Raw genomic sequence first — 17,245 nt, 5'->3', positions numbered from 1 at the left:
GGAAGAGACCGAAAACATGTCTGTTGCAATCCGCGTCATTCCCTGCCTCGACGTCGACAACGGCCGCGTGGTCAAGGGCGTGAACTTCGAGGGCCTGCGCGATGCCGGCGACCCGGTGGAGCTGGCCCGCCGTTACAACCTAGCCGGCGCCGACGAACTGACATTCCTCGACGTCACCGCCTCCAGCGCCGACCGCGAAACCACCTATGAGGTAGTTCGTCACACCGCAGAAGAGGTCTTCATCCCGCTCACCGTGGGCGGCGGCGTCCGCACCGCGCAGGACGTGGACCGGCTGCTGCGCAACGGAGCCGACAAGGCCTCGATCAACACCGCCGCGGTGGCCCGCCCCGAGGTGATCAACGAGATCACAGAGCGCTTCGGCTCCCAGGTCTTGGTGCTCTCGCTGGATGCCCGACGCACCACCGACCCTTCCATCGCCTCCGGCTTTGAGGTGACCACCCATGGCGGGCGCAAGGGCACCGGCACCTGCGCCGTGGCCTGGGCCAAGGAAGCGGCCGAACGCGGCGTGGGGGAGATCCTGTTGAATTCCATCGACGCCGACGGCACCAAGGACGGCTTCGATCTTGAAATGATTCGTGCGGTGCGAGCCGAGGTCAACGTGCCGCTGATCGCTTCGGGCGGCGCCGGAAAGCCCGAGGATTTTCCGCCCGCCATCGAAGCCGGCGCCGATGCGGTGCTCGCAGCCTCGATCTTCCACTTTGGACCCAAGGATATGATTGCCCAGGTGAAGCAGGCAATCCGCGCGGCCGGTTATCCGGTGCGCTAGGCGGTTAGCCCCCAGCAAACCCAAGGGGAGCAGTTCACAACGGTGAACTGCTCCCCTTGGTGTATTAATGATGTCTGCGGCTGCGCGGAACTCAGAGACCCGGCTTATAGCCCCTGATGATTTCCAGGGCCGAATCCCCGCCCTCGAAGGTCACTAGGCAGTGGTCCACCCGGCCGAAGGCGTAGAGCATCAACTCGGTGACCGGACCTGAAATCGACACGGCATTCGGTGCCTTCTTGGCGACATGGCGCTGCCCGTCGGGGCGCGTGAGGATGATGCCCACCGGAGATTTGCGGAAGAGCACCCGTGATATGCGTGTGAGCGACTGCCACAGCATTTCGGTGTATTCCCTGTCCAGGATGCGCGGCGCCCACTGGCTGCGCGCCCGGCGGACGTCTTCGGTATGAACGAAATATTCGGTCAAATTCGCCACGCGGTCGACCTTGTCGATGGCGAAGGGCGAGTACTTGACCGGTCCGATCCTGAAGCGGCGGATCAACGCCGCATAGCGTTCAGGGGATTCGGCGGCATCGGCCAGATCGTTGATCTTCTTGTCGAGTTTCTTCGACAGCGGTTTGAACACCGTTCCCACCGAAATGAGGGTGTTTTCGCGCAGAACAAGGTGCGCTGCCAGATGGCGGCTCTCCCATCCGGCGCACAGGGTTGCTGCGTTGGGGCCTGCTGCGAGCAAGGTCTCGGCCAACGCCAATCGGGAAGCGTGAACTAGGTGCATCACTCTCGAAATTAGCATGCCAACGGGTGCAAGCGGTGCAATCGACATGCGGTGTCGGGATGCCTGTGAATTGCCCGAGTGCCGCGGGCAAGTCACACGCCGAATCATCGCCGCCGAAACCAGTATGCTTGGGGTGATGGCTACTTCTCTTAACGGCCCCGATCAGGGGCCCGAATCCCAGGAACTTGACCCTGCGATTGCAGCGCGGCTCAAGCACGACGCCAACGGCCTCTTCGCGGCCATCGTGCAGCAGTACGACACCGGCAAGGTCCTCATGCTCGGCTGGATGGACGACGAGGCATTGCGCCGCACCCTGACCAGCGGACGCGTCACCTTCTACTCGCGTTCGCGCCAGGAGTACTGGCGCAAGGGCGACACCTCTGGACACTTCCAATTCGTTAAATCCGCGGCGCTTGACTGCGACGGCGACGCGCTGCTGCTGCAGGTAGACCAGGTAGGAGCGGCCTGCCACACCGGCACCGAAACCTGCTTCACCGGCCGCGAACTGCCGGCAGTCATCGGCCACCGCGACGCCTAAGAATTGTCGTTCCAGTTGGTTTCGCCCGCCCCGGGCCTCCACCCGAGGCTTTGAGCAGAGCACCGCAACGAGCCACAGAAGAAGAAATACATGAAAACCCTCGGCACCATTACCCCGACCCGCGATGCGTTCCTGGCCATGGCGGCCCAGCGCCGCGTCATCCCGGTGACCATGTCGGTCCTGGCCGACTCGCTGACCCCCATCGGCCTATACCGCACCCTTGCGGCATCACGCCCCGGCACCTTCCTCATGGAGTCGGCCGCGGCCGGCGGCGTGTGGAGCCGCTACTCGTTCATCGGCGTGAATTCACCGGCGACGTTGAGCACCCGCAACGGCGAAGCGTACTGGCAGGGCCAGCCGCCGGCCGGCCTGCCGAGCGGCGGCGTCGGCGTTCAAGTGCTGCGCGACACCGTGCGCGCCCTGCACACCGAACCGATCCCCGGCATGCCCCCGCTGACCGGCGGCATGGTTGGATTCCTCGGATGGGAGTGCGTGCGGCACTGGGAAAAGCTCCCCAATCCGCCGGCCGACGACCTGCACCTGCCGGAACTGAGCATGAACCTCGTGGCAGACATGGCGGTGCATGACGCCACCGAGGGCACCGTCACCCTGATCGCCAACGCCATCAACTTCGATAACAGCGACGAGCGGGCAGAACAGGCCTACGACGCGGCGGTGGCCCGCCTGCAGGGGATGCTCGATCAGCTCGACGCCTCGGTGTTCAGCGCCGCGACCATCCTGACTGGCACCGACGTGCCCCGCGAAGAGCTCATGAGCACCGTCGCCCACTCCTGGGATGAAAACGAGTATCTGGACGCGCTGGCCAAGTCGAAGGTGGCCATCGTCGACGGCGAGGTGTTCCAGATCGTGGTTTCGCGCCGCTTCGAGCTGGAAACTCAGGCCGACGCCCTGGACGTCTACCGGGTCCTGCGCGCCACCAACCCGAGCCCGTACATGTACCTGTTTAACTTCGTGGACGAACACGGCGAGCCCTTCCAGATCGTCGGCTCCTCGCCCGAGGCGCTGGTAACCGTCAACGACGGCCACGTGGTCACCCACCCGATCGCCGGCTCCAGGCCGCGCGGTGCGAACTACGAGGAGGACCAGCTGCATGAAAAGTCGCTGGTCAACGACGAGAAGGAACGCGCCGAGCACCTGATGCTGGTGGACCTCTCGCGCAATGACCTCTCAAAGGTCTGCCAGGCCGGTACCGTGGAGGTCACCCAGTTCATGGAGGTGGAGCGCTTCAGCCACATCATGCACCTGGTCTCCAACGTGGTGGGCAAGGCCAGGGCAGACGTCGACGCCTACGACGTGCTCGCGGCGACCTTCCCGGCGGGCACCCTTTCTGGGGCGCCGAAGCCGCGCGCCCTGCAGCTGCTGGACGAGTATGAACCGCACCGCCGCGGCATCTACGGCGGCGTCGTCGGATACCTGGACTTCGCCGGGGACATGGACATGGCCATCGCCATCCGCTCGGCGCTACTCAAGGGCGGCCGCGCCTACGTGCAGGCCGGCGGAGGCATCGTCAACGATTCAAAGTTCGCCGACGAGGCCCTGGAAACCGTGAACAAGGCGGCGGCCCCGCTGCGTGCGGTGTATGCCGCTTCCTCAATGCGCGCCGCCCACACCACCGACACCGAATCAGGTGAACTTTAAGTGAAACACCTCACCACCGCCCGCAACCTAGCGCTTTTCGGGGCCCTGGGTGCAATCATCGGCCTCTGGTCGGCGACCCGCACCTGGATCACCGTCGACGTGCAGTCAAGCACCGTGCAGATCCCGCAGATCGTGGTCGACGGAGCCTCAGCGGCGCCGGCCATCACCGCCGTATCCATCGCGGTGCTGGCAGGATCGCTGGCGCTGCTGATCGCCGGAAAGATCGCCCGCTACATCATCGGCGCGATCTGCCTGCTGGCCGGTGTCGCGGTGGTGGCCTCCGGCGCCGCGGCGATGGCCAACCCGCAAACGGCCTCCTTTGCCGCGGTATCCAAGGCCACCGGGCTGGCGCAGAACGCCGGCGACTACACCGTCACCTTCTGGCCGACCATCGCGGTGATCGGCGGCGTGCTGATCGTGCTCCAGGCGGTGCTGGTGCTGGTCTTCTCCCGGAGCTGGGCGGTGAAGGCAGATAAGTACGCCCGCGAAACAGGTTCCAAGGCCGCTGCGCCCAAGGACGCCTCCTCGCGCAATATCGCTGACTGGGAGCAGTTCTCCGCCGGTGAAGACCCGACCGAGGGCCAAAAAGACTAGCAAATCGCGCCGTCACGTGGACACGGTGGGGCCAGAAATAGGTCTGAAGTGAAAACTGGTGGCAGAATAGAAACAAACAGATCATCCGCCGGGCGCATCGCACCCGTGCAAGATACCTACCTCTAGAAAAGGGAGACATCGAGCAATGTCGCAGAACACCGAGATCGATCCGGTCTACAACGAGCAGATTGGCCACGGTAACTCCATCGCTGCATGGGCCCTGGTCGGCATCATGCTGGTCGGCTCCGTCGTCGCAGGCATCGCCTTCGCCAACCTGGCCTGGTCCATTTTCTGGGTAGGCTGCGGCATCATGGCGCTGGGCCTAGTCGTCGGATTCATCCTGAAGCTTGCAGGATTCGGCGTGGGTGGAGCTCGCAGCGGAGCATCGCACTAAGTGAGCGTACTTGATGACATCATCGCGGGCGTCCGGGAAGACCTGGGCGCCCGCCGTGCACATCTGCCACTAGAGCAGATTAAAGAGCAGGCACTTGCAGCCGCCCCGGCGATCGACGCCTACCTGGCGCTGGGCGGCAATGCCGACGCCGCGCAGCGCGATACCACGCTGCGGGTCATTTCCGAGGTCAAGCGCAAGTCCCCGTCCAAGGGCGCGCTGGCTGACATTCCGGAACCGGCGGCGCTGGCAGCCGAATACCAGGCCGGGGGAGCCAGCGTGATCTCGGTGCTCACCGAGGCCCGCCGCTTCGGAGGGTCGCTGGAAGACCTGGATGCGGTGCGTGCAGCAGTGCACATCCCGGTGCTGCGCAAGGACTTCACCGTCGACGCCTACCAGATCTACGAGGCCCGCGCCCACGGTGCAGACCTCGTGTTGCTCATTGTTGCGGCCCTGGATGATCAGCACCTTGCATCTTTCCTAGACTTGACCCATGAGCTGGGCATGAACGCCCTGGTGGAGACGCATACCGAGGAAGAAATCGCCCGTGCGGCGGCCGCCGGTGCGAAGATCATCGGCGTGAACGTGCGCAACCTGAAGACCCTGGATGTCGACCCGGCGAACTTCGAGAAGCTCGCCCCGCTGCTGCCGGCAGACGCGGTGCTCGTCGCCGAATCAGGGGTCGAATCTACGGTGCAGGTCGAGCGATATGCCGCAGCGGGAGCCGACGCCATCCTGGTCGGGGAGGCTCTGGTCAAGCACGACGACCCGCGCGGCACGGTCGCGGCATTCATTACGGCAGGAACCGCGGTCAAGCCACAGCGTTAAGCACAGGCTGGCACCGCGCAGGAACCACATTTCGTGCCCCGCAGGAAGCATCTTGCGGGGCACGAAATCTACCACGAACAATATTTCGTTGAAGAAAAGAGGGAATCGATGAGCACACCGGATAACTCCGCAGACACCGGCTCGATCGACGAGCAGTCGCTGCGCCACGCCAGCGGCCCATACTTTGGCGCGTACGGCGGACGATGGATGCCCGAATCCCTCATGGCCGCCATGGACGAACTGAACGCCACCTTCGAGGCAGCCAAGAAGGACCCGGAATTCATCGCCCAGGTCAAGGACCTGAACAAGAACTACTCCGGACGCCCCTCGCTGCTGACCGAGGCCAAGCGCTTTTCCGAACAGTACTGCGACGGTGTGCGCATCTTCCTCAAGCGCGAAGACCTGAACCACACCGGCAGCCACAAGATCAACAACGTGCTCGGCCAGGCGCTGCTGGCCAAGCGCATGGGCAAGACCCGCATCATCGCGGAGACCGGAGCGGGTCAGCACGGCGTCGCCTCCGCCACCGCCGCGGCCCTGATGGGCCTGGAGTGCGTGGTCTACATGGGCGCCGAGGACACCCGCCGCCAGGCGTTGAACGTGGCCCGCATGCGGCTGCTCGGCGCCACCGTGATCCCGGTGACCGTCGGCTCCCAGACGCTGAAGGATGCGATCAACGAGGCGCTGCGCGACTGGGTGGCCAACGTTGAAAACACCCACTACCTGCTGGGCACCGCGGCCGGCGGTGCACCGTTCCCTGCCATGGTCCGCTACTTCCACGAGGTTATCGGCGAGGAAGCCCGCGAGCAGATCCTTGCGCAGACCGGCCGCCTGCCGGACGCGGTCACCGCGTGCATCGGCGGCGGCTCGAACGCCATCGGCATCTTCCACGGCTTCCTTGATGACAAGGACGTCGCCTTGTATGGCTTTGAGGCCGGCGGCGACGGCGTGGACACGGACCGCCACGCGGCCACCATCACCCTGGGCCGCCCGGGCGTGCTGCACGGCGCGAAGTCCTACCTGATGCAGGACGAGGACGGGCAGACCATCGAGTCGCACTCCATCTCCGCGGGCCTGGATTACCCGGGAGTCGGCCCGGAGCACGCATTCCTCTCCGACATCGGCCGCGTCACCTACGAGCCGGTCACCGACACCGAGGCCATGGACGCGTTCAAGGCGCTGTGCCGCACCGAGGGCATCCTGCCGGCGATCGAATCCTCCCACGCACTGGCCGGCACCATCCGCCTGGCCAAGAAGCTGGTCGCCGACGGCGCCGTGCCTGATCAAACCATCATCATCGCGAACCTCTCGGGCCGCGGCGACAAGGACGTGGGCACCGCCGCGGCCTGGTTCAACATGATCGAACCCGGCGCCGCCGACGCCGAAATCACCGGAACCGACGCGCAGAAAGCACAGGAGAAGTAGATGACCCGCGTGACAAGCGCCCAGAAAATTGCCGCGGCCCGCGCCGAGGGCCGCCCGGCCCTGATCGGCTACCTGCCCGCAGGCTTCCCGGACGTCCCGACCAGCATCGAGGCAGCCGTCGCGCTGGCCGAAAACGGCGTGGACATCATCGAGATCGGCATCCCGTACTCCGACCCGGTGATGGACGGCGAGGTCATCCAGGCCGCCACCGTGCAGGCGCTGGCGAATGGCTTCCGCGTGGCGGATGTGTTCGAGATCGTCGAGGGCATCACCGCCCGCACCGACGCCGCCGTGATGGTCATGACCTACTGGAACCCGGTGCTGCGCATGGGTGTGGATGAGTTCTCCCGCCGCTTCGCCGACGCCGGCGGTGCCGGGCTGATCACCCCGGACCTGGTGCCCGAAGAGGCGGCCGAATGGCTGGCGGCCAGCGAAAAGTACGATCTTGAACGCGTGTTCCTGATCGCACCGTCCTCCACCCCCGAACGCGTACAGCGCACCGTGGACGTTTCCAGCGGCTTCATCTACTGCGTCTCGCTGATGGGCGTCACCGGAGCCCGCGCCGAGGTGTCCTCCGCGGCGCAGGCAGTGGTCGACGCGGCCCATGCCGCCGGCGCGGAAAACGCCTGCGTCGGCCTGGGCGTCTCCCGCCGCGAACACGTGGAGGAAATTGGCGCCTACGCGGACGGCGTGATCGTCGGCACCGCACTGGTCGCCGCCCTGCGCGACGGTGCGGTGGCCGCCGTCGGTGCCCTGGCCGCGGAACTCTCCGGTGCGGCGGCTCCGTCGAACAAGGAACTCGCCTAGTGTCTGGCATGGCAGCCCTCGCCCTGGCGGTCCCCGCTTCCATTCCGTCCCCGCCGCCGGAGTTCTCCAAATTCTCCGTCGGCCCGCTGACGGTTCACGCCTATGCGCTGTGCATCCTGCTCGGCATCCTGTTGGCGCTGTGGGTGACCAACCGGCGGCTGAAGGCCCGCGGCGGCAACTCGGACATGCTCTGGGACATCGTCATCTGGGCAATTCCCTTCGGCATCGTCGGCGGCCGGCTCTACCACGTGCTGTTCACCGACCCGGAGTACTATTTTGGGCTCAACGGACAGCAGCAGCACTGGATCGAGATCCCGCAGCTGTGGCTAGGCGGGCTGGGCATCATGGGAGCCATCTCCCTGGGTGCGGTCGGTGCATGGATTGGCTGCCGACGAGCAGGAGTGAGGCTTTCGGCCTTCGCCGACGCGGCGGCTCCCGGCGTGCTGCTGGCGCAGATGGCCGGACGCTGGGGCAACTGGTTCAACCAGGAGCTCTTCGGTGCACCCACCACGCTGCCCTGGGGTCTTGAGATCGACCCGAACAGCTACAACTTCCCGGCCGGTCTGCCGGCTGACACGCTGTTCCACCCGACCTTCCTCTACGAGTCCATCTGGAATCTGCTCGGCTTCTTCGTGCTGATCGGGCTGGACAAGAAATTCCAGCTGCGCCGCGGCGCCCTGTTCTGGTGCTACGTGATCTGGTACGGCATCGGCCGCACCTTCACCGAATCGCTGCGCCTCGACCCGGCGGCGATCATCACCATCGGCCCGCTGTCGCTGCGCATCCACCAGTGGTTCGCGGTCGGACTGGTGCTCTTAGGTACGCTGGCGCTGATCTACGTGCTTACGGTGCTGCGCCCGCAGAATCAGAACTCGATCTACCTGCCAGGTCGGGAGCCGGCGGCGGTGCCCCCAGCGCCCGAGGCGAAATCCGCCGACGCTTCCGCGAAGGACGATGACGCTGAGAACACAGGGGCCGCACCGGGCGAGGCCGCGGATCAGGAGCCCAAGGATCCTAAGGATCCACCGCAGGGCACATCGCCGCGCGGCGACGGCTAGCCAGCCGAACGCCCCAACATCAGATCCCACAGGGGCCGGTTCACCGCGAACCGGCCCCTGTGGCATGTTAAAAACCCGCGGCCACGCGAAACAATTTAAATAATTCGGCTACCGCGTGAAACCTCCCGCAACATGTTTGAAACATTGTGAAAACTCCATCCGCCGTGCATAAAGCGGATTTTTAGCCGTCGGCCAGGCGGCCGGCCCCGGCTGATCGAGCGGACCGCGCACAGCTTTTAACCTCGTCGAAACAAAACTGCGTGCCTGAAAGAAACAAACTCCCCGTAGTGTGTGAGCCACGCCGCCGAACGCATTCCTCACCCGACAGGATCCTGCGCAACGCGGCGGCAGACCACAATGAGGTGGGAAAGTTCGTCCCTAAGACATCTGACGCCTCGTGCCCGCCGCCCGCCGGCGGCGGACGATCAACAGTTCAGCCAGCCACAGCCACGGGACTGCCTTTCCCACCAGAAGTTTGAAAGGCACGCTCATGAGCATGACCGGAGTACAGCTGAACGCCTCGCCCGATTCTGGCGGGGGAGCAGCCTCGCCCTACACCCGCTTTTCCTCCATCCCGCCGGCCCAGGGGCTCTACGATCCCGCCGCGGAGAAGGACGCCTGCGGCCTGGCGATGATTGCCTCGTTGAACAACACCGCCTCGCACGACATCGTCGGCCACGCACTGACCGCACTGCGCCGCCTGGAGCACCGAGGCGCCATCGGCGCGGATGAGGGAACCGGCGACGGCGCCGGCATCCTGCTGCACCTGCCCGACGCCTTCCTGCGCTCCGTCGTCGACTTCCCCCTCCCGGCCGCCGGCGGCTACGCCGTGGGCATGGGCTTCCTGCCCGCCGAAGAATCCGAGCTGCGCGCGGCGCGCGAAGAGCTTGAAGCACTGGCCGCAGAAGAGGACCTGCAGGTCCTGGGCTGGCGCGATGTCCCGGTGAACGAAGAGGTCATCGGCGCCTCGGCCCGCGCCGTCATGCCGCACATCACCCAGTTCTTCATCGCACCGTCCGCCGCGCCGGCTGACCAGCGCGCCACCCGGGAGCTGGACGCCGCCGCCTGGCGCATCCGCCGCCGCGCCCAAAACAAGATCGGCGTCTACTTCGCCTCCTTCTCATCGAGCACCATCGTCTACAAGGGCATGGTCTCCACCGCGCAGCTCGAACCGTTCTACCCGGACCTGTCCCAGGAGCGCTTCGCCACGCGCTGCGCCATTGTGCACTCCCGCTTCTCCACCAACACCTTCCCCTCCTGGCCGCTGGCCCAGCCCTTCCGCACCATCGCCCACAACGGCGAAATCAACACGGTCAAGGGCAACCGCAACTGGATGCGCGCCCGCCAGTCCACCTTGGCATCCCCAGTGCTCGGCGAGGTCCCCGAAGAGCTCTTCCCCATCTGCACCCCCGGAGCCTCGGATTCGGCCTCCTTCGACGAGGTCGCGGAGCTGCTCATGCTCTCGGGGCGCGAGCTGACCGAGGCGATCATGATGATGATCCCGCAGCCCTGGGAAAACGACACGGCCATGGACCCGGACCTGCGCGCCTTCTACCAGTACCAGTCGATGCTGATCGAGCCGTGGGACGGCCCGGCCGCCGTCTGCTTCACCGACGGGGACACCGCCGGCGCGGTGCTTGACCGCAACGGCCTGCGCCCTGCCCGCTGGTGGGTCACCGACGAGGACCTGGTGGTGCTTGCCAGCGAGGTGGGCGTGATCGACGTCGACGAGGAGCACATCATCTCCAAGGGCCGCGTGGCCCCGGGCAAGATGTTCGCCATCGACCTTGAAGCCGGCAGGATCATTCAGGACGCCGAGATCAAGACCCGGGTGGCCGCCGCCAAGCCGTGGCGTGACTGGGTGGCGCAGAACCTGAAGTCGCTGGATGACTACCCGGCCCTGGAGCACGTGCGCCACACCTCCGCCTCGGTGCACCTGCGCCAGCTGACCTTCGGCTACACCACCGAAGAGCTGCGCGTGATCCTCGCCCCGATGGCCGCCGCCGGCGCAGAGCCGCTGGCAGCCATGGGCACCGACACCCCCATCGCCGCCCTGTCGCAGCGCCCGCGCCTGCTCTTCGACTACTTCACCCAGTCCTTCGCCCAGGTCACCAACCCGCCGCTGGATGCCATCCGCGAGGAGCTGGTCACCTCGCTGGGCACCTCCATCGGCCCGGACGGCAACCTGCTGGCCGCCGATCGGGTCGAACAGCAGCACATCGAGCTTGAATACCCGGTGCTCACCAACGACCAGCTGGCAAAGATCGCCAACCTGCGCGATCACACCGGGGCCAAGCAGACGCTGAAGGTCCGGGGCCTGTACCGCCCGGCCGGCGGGGAGTCGGAGTTGCGCGCCCGGCTGCAGGAAATCTGCGAGAAGGTCTCCGCCGCGGTGAACCGCGGTGTGCGCTACATCGTGCTTTCGGACCGCGACTCCTCGGCCGCCTGGGCGCCGATTCCGTCGCTGCTGCTGACTTCCGCCGTGCACCACCACCTGCTCAAGAGCTCCATGCGCACCCGCGTGTCGCTGATCATCGAGTCGGGCGACGCCCGCGAGGTGCACCACATCGCCCTGCTGGTGGGCTACGGCGCCAGCGCCATCAACCCCTACCTGGCGCTGGAAACCGTGGAAGAAATGGCAGAACGCGGGGAGCTGACCGGCGTGAGCGGGGCCAAGGCCGCCGCGAACCTGATCAAGGCCCTGGGCAAGGGGCTGCTGAAGATCATGAGCAAGATGGGCATCTCCACGGTCTCCTCCTATTGCGGCGCACAGACCTTCGAGGCCGTCGGGCTGTCAACGCGCGTGGTCGACCAGTACTTCACCGGCACCACCTCCAAGCTCTCGGGCATTGAACTGGAAACGATCGCCGACGAGGTCGCCTCCCGGCACGCCCGCGCCTACCCGCAGCTTGCCGGCGGCGCCCAGGAGAACGAACTTGAAACCGGGGGAGAGTACCAGTGGCGCCGTTCGGGCCCGCCGCACCTGTTCAACCCGGAAACTGTCTTCAGGCTGCAGCATTCGACCCGTACCCGCCGCTACGACGTCTTCAAGGAGTACACGCGCGCCGTCGACGACCATGCAGCAGAGCTGAAGACCCTGCGCGGTCTGCTGGAATTCGACACCGAGGGCATCACCCCGATCGACATCGATGAGGTGGAGCCGGTCAGCGAGATCGTCAAGCGCTTCTCCACCGGCGCGATGAGCTACGGCTCGATCTCCGCCGAGGCCCATGAGACCCTTGCCATCGCGATGAACCGGCTGGGCGCCAAGTCCAACACCGGCGAGGGCGGCGAGGACCCCGAACGCCTGCTGGACCCTGAACGGCGCAGCGCGATCAAGCAGATCGCCTCCGGACGGTTCGGAGTGACCAGCCTGTACCTGTCCAACGCCGACGACATCCAGATCAAGATGGCCCAGGGCGCCAAGCCCGGCGAGGGCGGGCAGCTGATGAGCGAAAAGCTCTACCCGTGGATCGCCAAGACCCGCCATTCCACCCCGGGCGTCGGGCTGATCTCGCCGCCGCCGCACCACGACATCTACTCCATCGAGGATCTGGCCCAGCTGATCCACGACGCCAAGTGCTCCAACCCGAGCGCCCGCGTGCACGTGAAACTGGTCTCCGAATCCGGCATCGGCACCGTTGCCTCCGGTGTGGCCAAGGCCAAGGCCGACGTGGTGCTGATCTCCGGGCACGACGGCGGCACCGGCGCCTCGCCGATCAATTCGCTCAAGCACGCAGGCACCCCTTGGGAGCTGGGCCTGGCCGAGGCACAGCAGACGTTGCTGCTCAACGGGCTGCGCGACCGCGTCACCGTGCAGGTGGACGGCCAGTTGAAAACCGGGCGCGATGTGCTCATCGGCGCCCTGCTCGGCGCCGAGGAATACGGCTTCGCCACCGCCCCGCTGGTGGTTTCAGGCTGCATCATGATGCGCGTATGCCACCTGGACACCTGCCCGGTGGGCGTGGCCACGCAGAATCCGCTGCTGCGCGAACGCTTCACCGGCAAGGCGGAATTCGTCGTGAACTTCTTCGAGTTCCTCGCCCAGGAAGTCCGCGAACTGCTCGCCTTGCTCGGCGCCCGAACCCTGGCAGAGGTCATCGGCAAGGTGGAGATGCTCAAGGTTTCCGACACGCAGCTGGCCGCCCACCAGAAGGTCACCGCGCTGGCATTGGAAGCCATCACCACGGTGCCCGACGCACCGCTGGCGGCCCGCACCCGGCGCATCAGCCAGGACCACGGGCTGGGCGGCCACCTCGACCAGAAGCTGCTGGCCGCCGCCGCGCCCGCCCTGGCCGACCGGATTCCCGTGGCCATCGACGCTGACATCGTCAACACCGACCGCTCGGTGGGCACGCTGTTGGGACACCACGTGACCAAGACCTTCGGGCTCGACGAACTCGCGCCCGACACCATCAAGGTCAACCTGGCCGGTCGGGCCGGCCAGTCGCTGGGTGCCTTCCTCCCGGCGGGCATCACGCTGAGCCTGTCGGGCGACGCGAACGACTATGTCGCCAAGGGCCTGTCCGGAGGGCGGATCGCGATCCATCCGCCGCAGCGCACCGAGTCAAGGCCGGAAGAGCAGGTCATCGCCGGCAACGTGGTGGGCTACGGCGCCACCAGCGGACAGCTGTTCATCAACGGACAGGTCGGCGAGCGATTCGCCGTACGCAACTCGGGAGCCACCCTGGTGGTCGAGGGCATCGGGGAGCACGGCTGCGAGTACATGACCGGGGGGCAGGTGCTGATCCTGGGGCCCACCGGCCGCAACTTCGGCGCCGGCTTCTCCGGCGGCACCGCCTGGGTGCTGGACTTCGACCCGGCCACGCTGAACCCGCTGGCGGTAGCCGGCGACGACCTGGCCATCCGCGGCATCGATGAGTCGGAAGCTGAAAAGATCTTCGGGCTGCTCACCGAGCATATTGCGATGACCGCCTCGCCGCTGGCCCAGCGCCTGGTGCTCGATTGGGAGCACACCCGCACACGACTGACCAGCCTGACCCCGCGCAATTTCGCCGCGGTGCAACAGCTGCGCGCCGAGGCAGCGGCCAACGGCCAAAACCCGGACTCGCCGCAGGTATGGAGCAAAATTTTGGAGGTGACCCGTGGCTGATCCACGAGGATTCTTGAAGGTGACCGAACGGGTCATCCAACCCAAGCGGCCGGTGCCGATCCGGCTCATGGACTACCGGGAAGTGGTTGAGCGCCAGCAGAACGGCACGCTGCGCCAGCAGGCCGGGCGCTGCATGGACTGCGGCGTACCCTTCTGCCACAACGGCTGCCCACTGGGCAACCTGATCCCGGAGTTCAACGATCTGGTCTACAAGGATCGGATGGACGACGCCGCGGCCCGCCTGCTGAGCACCAACAACTTCCCGGAGCTCACCGGCAAGCTGTGCCCGGCCCCCTGCGAGTCCTCCTGCGTGCTGGGCATCAACCAGCCGGCGGTGACCATCAAGCAGGTGGAGGCGGAGCTTGCCGAGCACCTGATGGACGCCGGGGACTTCGTACCCTGCCCGCCAGAACGCCACACCGAGTACCGCGTGGCCATTGTCGGCTCAGGCCCTGCGGGTCTTGCCGCAGCCCAGCAGCTGACCCGCGCAGGTCACACCGTCGCGGTCTATGAGCGCGATGAGGCCATCGGCGGCCTGCTGCGCTTCGGCATTCCGGATTTCAAACTGGAAAAGCAGATCGTCGACCGGCGTCTGGCACAGATGGAAGCCGAAGGCACCATCTTCCGCACCGGCATCGAGATCGGCACGGATATCACCTGGGACGCGCTGCGCCGAGACTACGACTCGGTGATCATCGCCACGGGCGCTTCGGTGCCGCGCGACCTGCCGGTTCCGGGCCGCGAGCTGAACGGCGTGCACCACGCGATGGAGTTCCTCACTGAGAACAACCGCGTGGTGGCGGGGCTGAAGGAGGAACGCGGCATCGACGCGGCGGGCAAACACGTGGTGATCCTCGGCGGAGGCGACACCGGATCGGACTGCATCGGCACCGCGCTGCGCCAGGGAGCCGCCTCGGTGACCACGCTGGCCATCGGCAAACAGCCGGGAACCGAACGCAGCGAAAACCATCCATGGCCGATGATGCCAGTGCTCTTCGAGGTGCAGTCCTCGCATGAGGAAGGCGGCGAACGCAGCTACCTGGCATCGACAGTGAATTTCGTCTCGGACGGCGATCCGCGCGACGCAAATAACCTGAACAAGGTGATCGGTGTTACAGTGGCAGAGACAGAATTTGTTGCTGGCAAGCGCCTCCCGAAGCCTGGAACCGAACGCGTCATCAAGGCGGATCTGGTTTTGCTTGCCCTCGGGTTCACCGGTCCGGAAGATTCCGGGCTGGATGAACAGGTCAGTACCGAATTCAACAACCTGGGCAACGTCGCCCGAGATGGCTACTACATGACCAACGCCGAGTCGGTGTTCGTCGCTGGAGATGCCGGACGGGGAGCGTCGTTAATCGTATGGGCGATCGCCGAAGGCCGCGCCTGCGCCGCCGCGGTGGACAAGTTCCTCACCGGATCGACCAGCTTACCCGCTCCGGTAGCTCCAACCGATAGGGCCATCAGCATCATTTGAGTGTCAAAGGCTTGAATGCGGCACATCCACCACCATGGATGGGCCGCATTTTGCCTAAGGTTTACATGAAAGGCATATGGCTGACGGAATGAGACGCGCAAAGATTGTGGCGACCTGGGGCCCTTCCCTGGCGAGCTATGAGAACACCGTAGCGGTACTGAAGGCGGGCGTAGACGTCGCCCGACTGAACATGAGCCATGGAGACCACTCCATGCACGCACAGTCCCTGGCGAATGTGCGCAATGCGGCCGCAGAGATCGGCCGCGCTGTCGGCGTCTTTGCCGACCTACAGGGCCCGAAGATCCGTTTGGGCCGCTTCAAGGACAATGCGAAGTACATCCTTGAGCCCGGTGAAGAATTCACCATCACCGTCGAAGAGGTCGAAGGCACCCGCAACCTGTGCGGCACCACCTTCAAGGGCCTGCCGCAAGACGTACAGCCGGGTGACTTCCTGCTGGTCAACGACGGCAAGGTCAAGCTCAAGGCAGTAGAGGTCACCGAAACTTCGGTGCGCTCCGAGGTCGTCGTGGGCGGAGAGGTGTCCAACAACAAGGGCATCAACCTGCCGGGCGTTGCCGTGAACGTGCCTGCGTTGAGCGAAAAGGACGAGGACGACCTGCGTTGGGCCCTGCGCGCAGGGGTTGACATGGTTGCATTGTCCTTCGTGCGCAACGCCACCGACATCACCCGCGTGCACGAAATCATGGACGAAGAAGGCCGCCGTGTGCCGGTCATCGCTAAGATTGAGAAGCCGCAGGCAGTGCAGGCACTGGAAGAAATCATCAACGCCTTCGATGCCATCATGGTCGCCCGCGGCGATCTGGGCGTAGAACTGCCGCTGGAAGAGGTTCCAGTGGTGCAGAAGCGTGCAGTTGAACTTGCCCGCCGCTGGGCCAAGCCGGTCATCGTCGCCACCCAGGTGCTGGAGTCGATGATCGAGTCGCCGACCCCTACCCGCGCCGAGGCATCGGACTGCGCCAACGCGGTGCTCGACGGCGCCGACGCGGTCATGCTCTCCGGCGAAACCTCCGTGGGCGCCTACCCGGTTCAGACCGTAGAGACCATGTCCCGCATCATCGCTTCCACCGAGGAGCACGGGCTGGACCGCATCCCTCGCCTGCTCTCCAAGCCGAAGACCCGTGGCGGCGCTATCACGCGCTCCGCTGTGGAGATCGCGGATCAGCTCGACGCTAAGTACATCGTCGCGTTCACCCAGTCCGGCGATTCGGCTCGACGCCTCTCGCGTCTGCGCCCGAAGAAGCCGGTGCTGGCGTTTACGCCGCTGCAGCAGACCTACAACATCATGACCCTGATGTGGGGTATCCAGGCCCGTTTGGTCGCCTACGCGGACCACACCGACAAGATGACTGCCCAGGTTGACGAGGCGCTGCTCTCCGAAGGCCTGGCCGAGCTCAACGACATCGTCTGCATCGCGGCCGGTTCCCCTCCGGGACAGGCCGGTTCCACCAACTCGCTGCGCGTGCACAAGGTCGGCGACCTTGCCGACGCCGGCCAGCTGGTCGACGGCAAGCCGATGCCTGCCCGCGAAACCGTGGGCCCATGGGATGAGGAACACGTCTCCTCAACCAAGAGCCTGTAACCACCCGCCGTCCGCCCAGCCGGCGTCCCTCGCGGACCGTCCGGCACGGTGAATGTGCAGCACCCGTCCATCGGATTTCCCTAGGAGTCCGATGGGCGGGTGTTGGCGTTAATCCAGTGGCAGCGAGCATCCGGGGACGTCTCGGGGTAAAGAAATCAGATTTCATGCCGACGCAGCGGCCGCAGCGGCAGGTGGGGAAAGCTAATGTTCGCCGTTGGCGTGAGGTAAAAAAATTCGC

At 65.6% G+C, this 17,245-nt stretch carries 13 protein-coding genes; 12 read left to right on the top strand and 1 reads right to left on the bottom strand.

Features of this window, described 5'->3' with window-relative positions; all coding sequences use genetic code 11:
- The first annotated feature begins 16 nt into the window (after positions 1-16).
- Complete coding sequence (gene hisF, locus RUH64_RS10435; RefSeq protein ID WP_313813193.1) at positions 17-787, top strand: imidazole glycerol phosphate synthase subunit HisF; 771 nt, start codon at positions 17-19, stop codon at positions 785-787.
- A gap of 91 nt (positions 788-878) precedes the next feature.
- On the opposite strand, the gene RUH64_RS10430 is transcribed toward hisF, so the two are convergent.
- On the bottom strand, positions 879-1,520 hold the full coding sequence (locus RUH64_RS10430; protein WP_313813214.1) for a TIGR03085 family metal-binding protein: 642 nt from the start codon (positions 1,518-1,520) through the stop codon (positions 879-881).
- A gap of 136 nt (positions 1,521-1,656) precedes the next feature.
- Here RUH64_RS10430 and hisI point away from each other — a divergent pair, with 136 nt between their 5' ends.
- From hisI to pyk, 11 genes are all read left to right on the top strand, one after another.
- Entirely contained in the window at positions 1,657-2,058 is a 402-nt protein-coding gene (gene hisI / locus RUH64_RS10425) for a phosphoribosyl-AMP cyclohydrolase (protein ID WP_313813191.1), read from the top strand.
- A 90-nt stretch (positions 2,059-2,148) separates the two neighbouring features.
- Positions 2,149-3,717: an anthranilate synthase component I gene (locus tag RUH64_RS10420; protein WP_313813189.1), complete on the top strand. Its 1,569-nt coding sequence runs from the start codon at positions 2,149-2,151 to the stop codon at positions 3,715-3,717.
- Positions 3,718-4,311, top strand: a complete 594-nt coding sequence (locus tag RUH64_RS10415; protein WP_313813188.1) for a Trp biosynthesis-associated membrane protein — start codon at positions 3,718-3,720, stop codon at positions 4,309-4,311.
- A 145-nt stretch (positions 4,312-4,456) separates the two neighbouring features.
- Positions 4,457-4,705 carry an HGxxPAAW family protein gene (locus RUH64_RS10410; protein ID WP_313813186.1) on the top strand — a complete coding sequence of 83 codons (249 nt, stop codon included), beginning with the start codon at positions 4,457-4,459 and terminating at the stop codon, positions 4,703-4,705.
- The gene (gene trpC / locus RUH64_RS10405; protein ID WP_313813184.1) at positions 4,706-5,530 is read left to right on the top strand and encodes an indole-3-glycerol phosphate synthase TrpC; all 825 of its coding nucleotides are present in this window, start codon (positions 4,706-4,708) and stop codon (positions 5,528-5,530) included. It abuts the gene before it with no gap.
- A 108-nt stretch (positions 5,531-5,638) separates the two neighbouring features.
- Positions 5,639-6,955 carry a tryptophan synthase subunit beta gene (gene trpB / locus RUH64_RS10400; RefSeq protein WP_313813183.1) on the top strand — a complete coding sequence of 439 codons (1,317 nt, stop codon included), beginning with the start codon at positions 5,639-5,641 and terminating at the stop codon, positions 6,953-6,955.
- Positions 6,956-7,762, top strand: coding sequence for a tryptophan synthase subunit alpha (gene trpA, locus RUH64_RS10395; protein WP_313813182.1), 807 nt, complete (start codon positions 6,956-6,958; stop codon positions 7,760-7,762).
- Between the two features lie 8 nt (positions 7,763-7,770).
- A complete protein-coding gene (lgt, locus tag RUH64_RS10390; RefSeq protein ID WP_313813213.1) occupies positions 7,771-8,820 on the top strand; it encodes a prolipoprotein diacylglyceryl transferase in 1,050 nt (349 codons plus the stop codon).
- Positions 8,821-9,310: 490 nt separating this feature from the next.
- Entirely contained in the window at positions 9,311-13,933 is a 4,623-nt protein-coding gene (gene gltB / locus RUH64_RS10385; protein WP_313813181.1) for a glutamate synthase large subunit, read from the top strand.
- Positions 13,926-15,407 (top strand): glutamate synthase subunit beta, encoded by a 1,482-nt coding sequence (locus RUH64_RS10380; RefSeq protein WP_313813180.1) that lies wholly within the window; start codon positions 13,926-13,928, stop codon positions 15,405-15,407. The genes gltB and RUH64_RS10380 overlap by 8 nt, the downstream gene beginning before the upstream one ends.
- Positions 15,408-15,495: 88 nt before the next feature.
- Entirely contained in the window at positions 15,496-17,007 is a 1,512-nt protein-coding gene (gene pyk, locus RUH64_RS10375; protein ID WP_313813178.1) for a pyruvate kinase, read from the top strand.
- The last annotated feature ends 238 nt before the right edge of the window (positions 17,008-17,245 follow it).

Origin of the sequence: Glutamicibacter sp. (assembly GCF_032154645.1) — a bacterium.
GTDB lineage: Bacteria > Actinomycetota > Actinomycetes > Actinomycetales > Micrococcaceae > Glutamicibacter.
The sequence above is the reverse complement of the archived record's forward strand: the minus strand, read 5'-3'. Positions and strand labels throughout refer to the sequence as shown.

Bases quoted from the DNA above. Each gene is read 5' to 3' on its own strand.
- trpA (WP_313813182.1), top strand. From the start codon at position 6,956: ATGACCCGCGTGACAAGCGCCCAGAAAATTGCCGCGGCCCGCGCCGAG.
- trpB (WP_313813183.1), top strand. From the start codon at position 5,639: ATGAGCACACCGGATAACTCCGCAGACACCGGCTCGATCGACGAGCAG.
- hisF (WP_313813193.1), top strand. From the start codon at position 17: ATGTCTGTTGCAATCCGCGTCATTCCCTGCCTCGACGTCGACAACGGC.
- RUH64_RS10420 (WP_313813189.1), top strand. From the start codon at position 2,149: ATGAAAACCCTCGGCACCATTACCCCGACCCGCGATGCGTTCCTGGCC.
- hisI (WP_313813191.1), top strand. From the start codon at position 1,657: ATGGCTACTTCTCTTAACGGCCCCGATCAGGGGCCCGAATCCCAGGAA.
- gltB (WP_313813181.1), top strand. From the start codon at position 9,311: ATGAGCATGACCGGAGTACAGCTGAACGCCTCGCCCGATTCTGGCGGG.
- RUH64_RS10410 (WP_313813186.1), top strand. From the start codon at position 4,457: ATGTCGCAGAACACCGAGATCGATCCGGTCTACAACGAGCAGATTGGC.
- pyk (WP_313813178.1), top strand. From the start codon at position 15,496: ATGAGACGCGCAAAGATTGTGGCGACCTGGGGCCCTTCCCTGGCGAGC.
- RUH64_RS10430 (WP_313813214.1), bottom strand. From the start codon at position 1,520: ATGCACCTAGTTCACGCTTCCCGATTGGCGTTGGCCGAGACCTTGCTC.
- lgt (WP_313813213.1), top strand. From the start codon at position 7,771: ATGGCAGCCCTCGCCCTGGCGGTCCCCGCTTCCATTCCGTCCCCGCCG.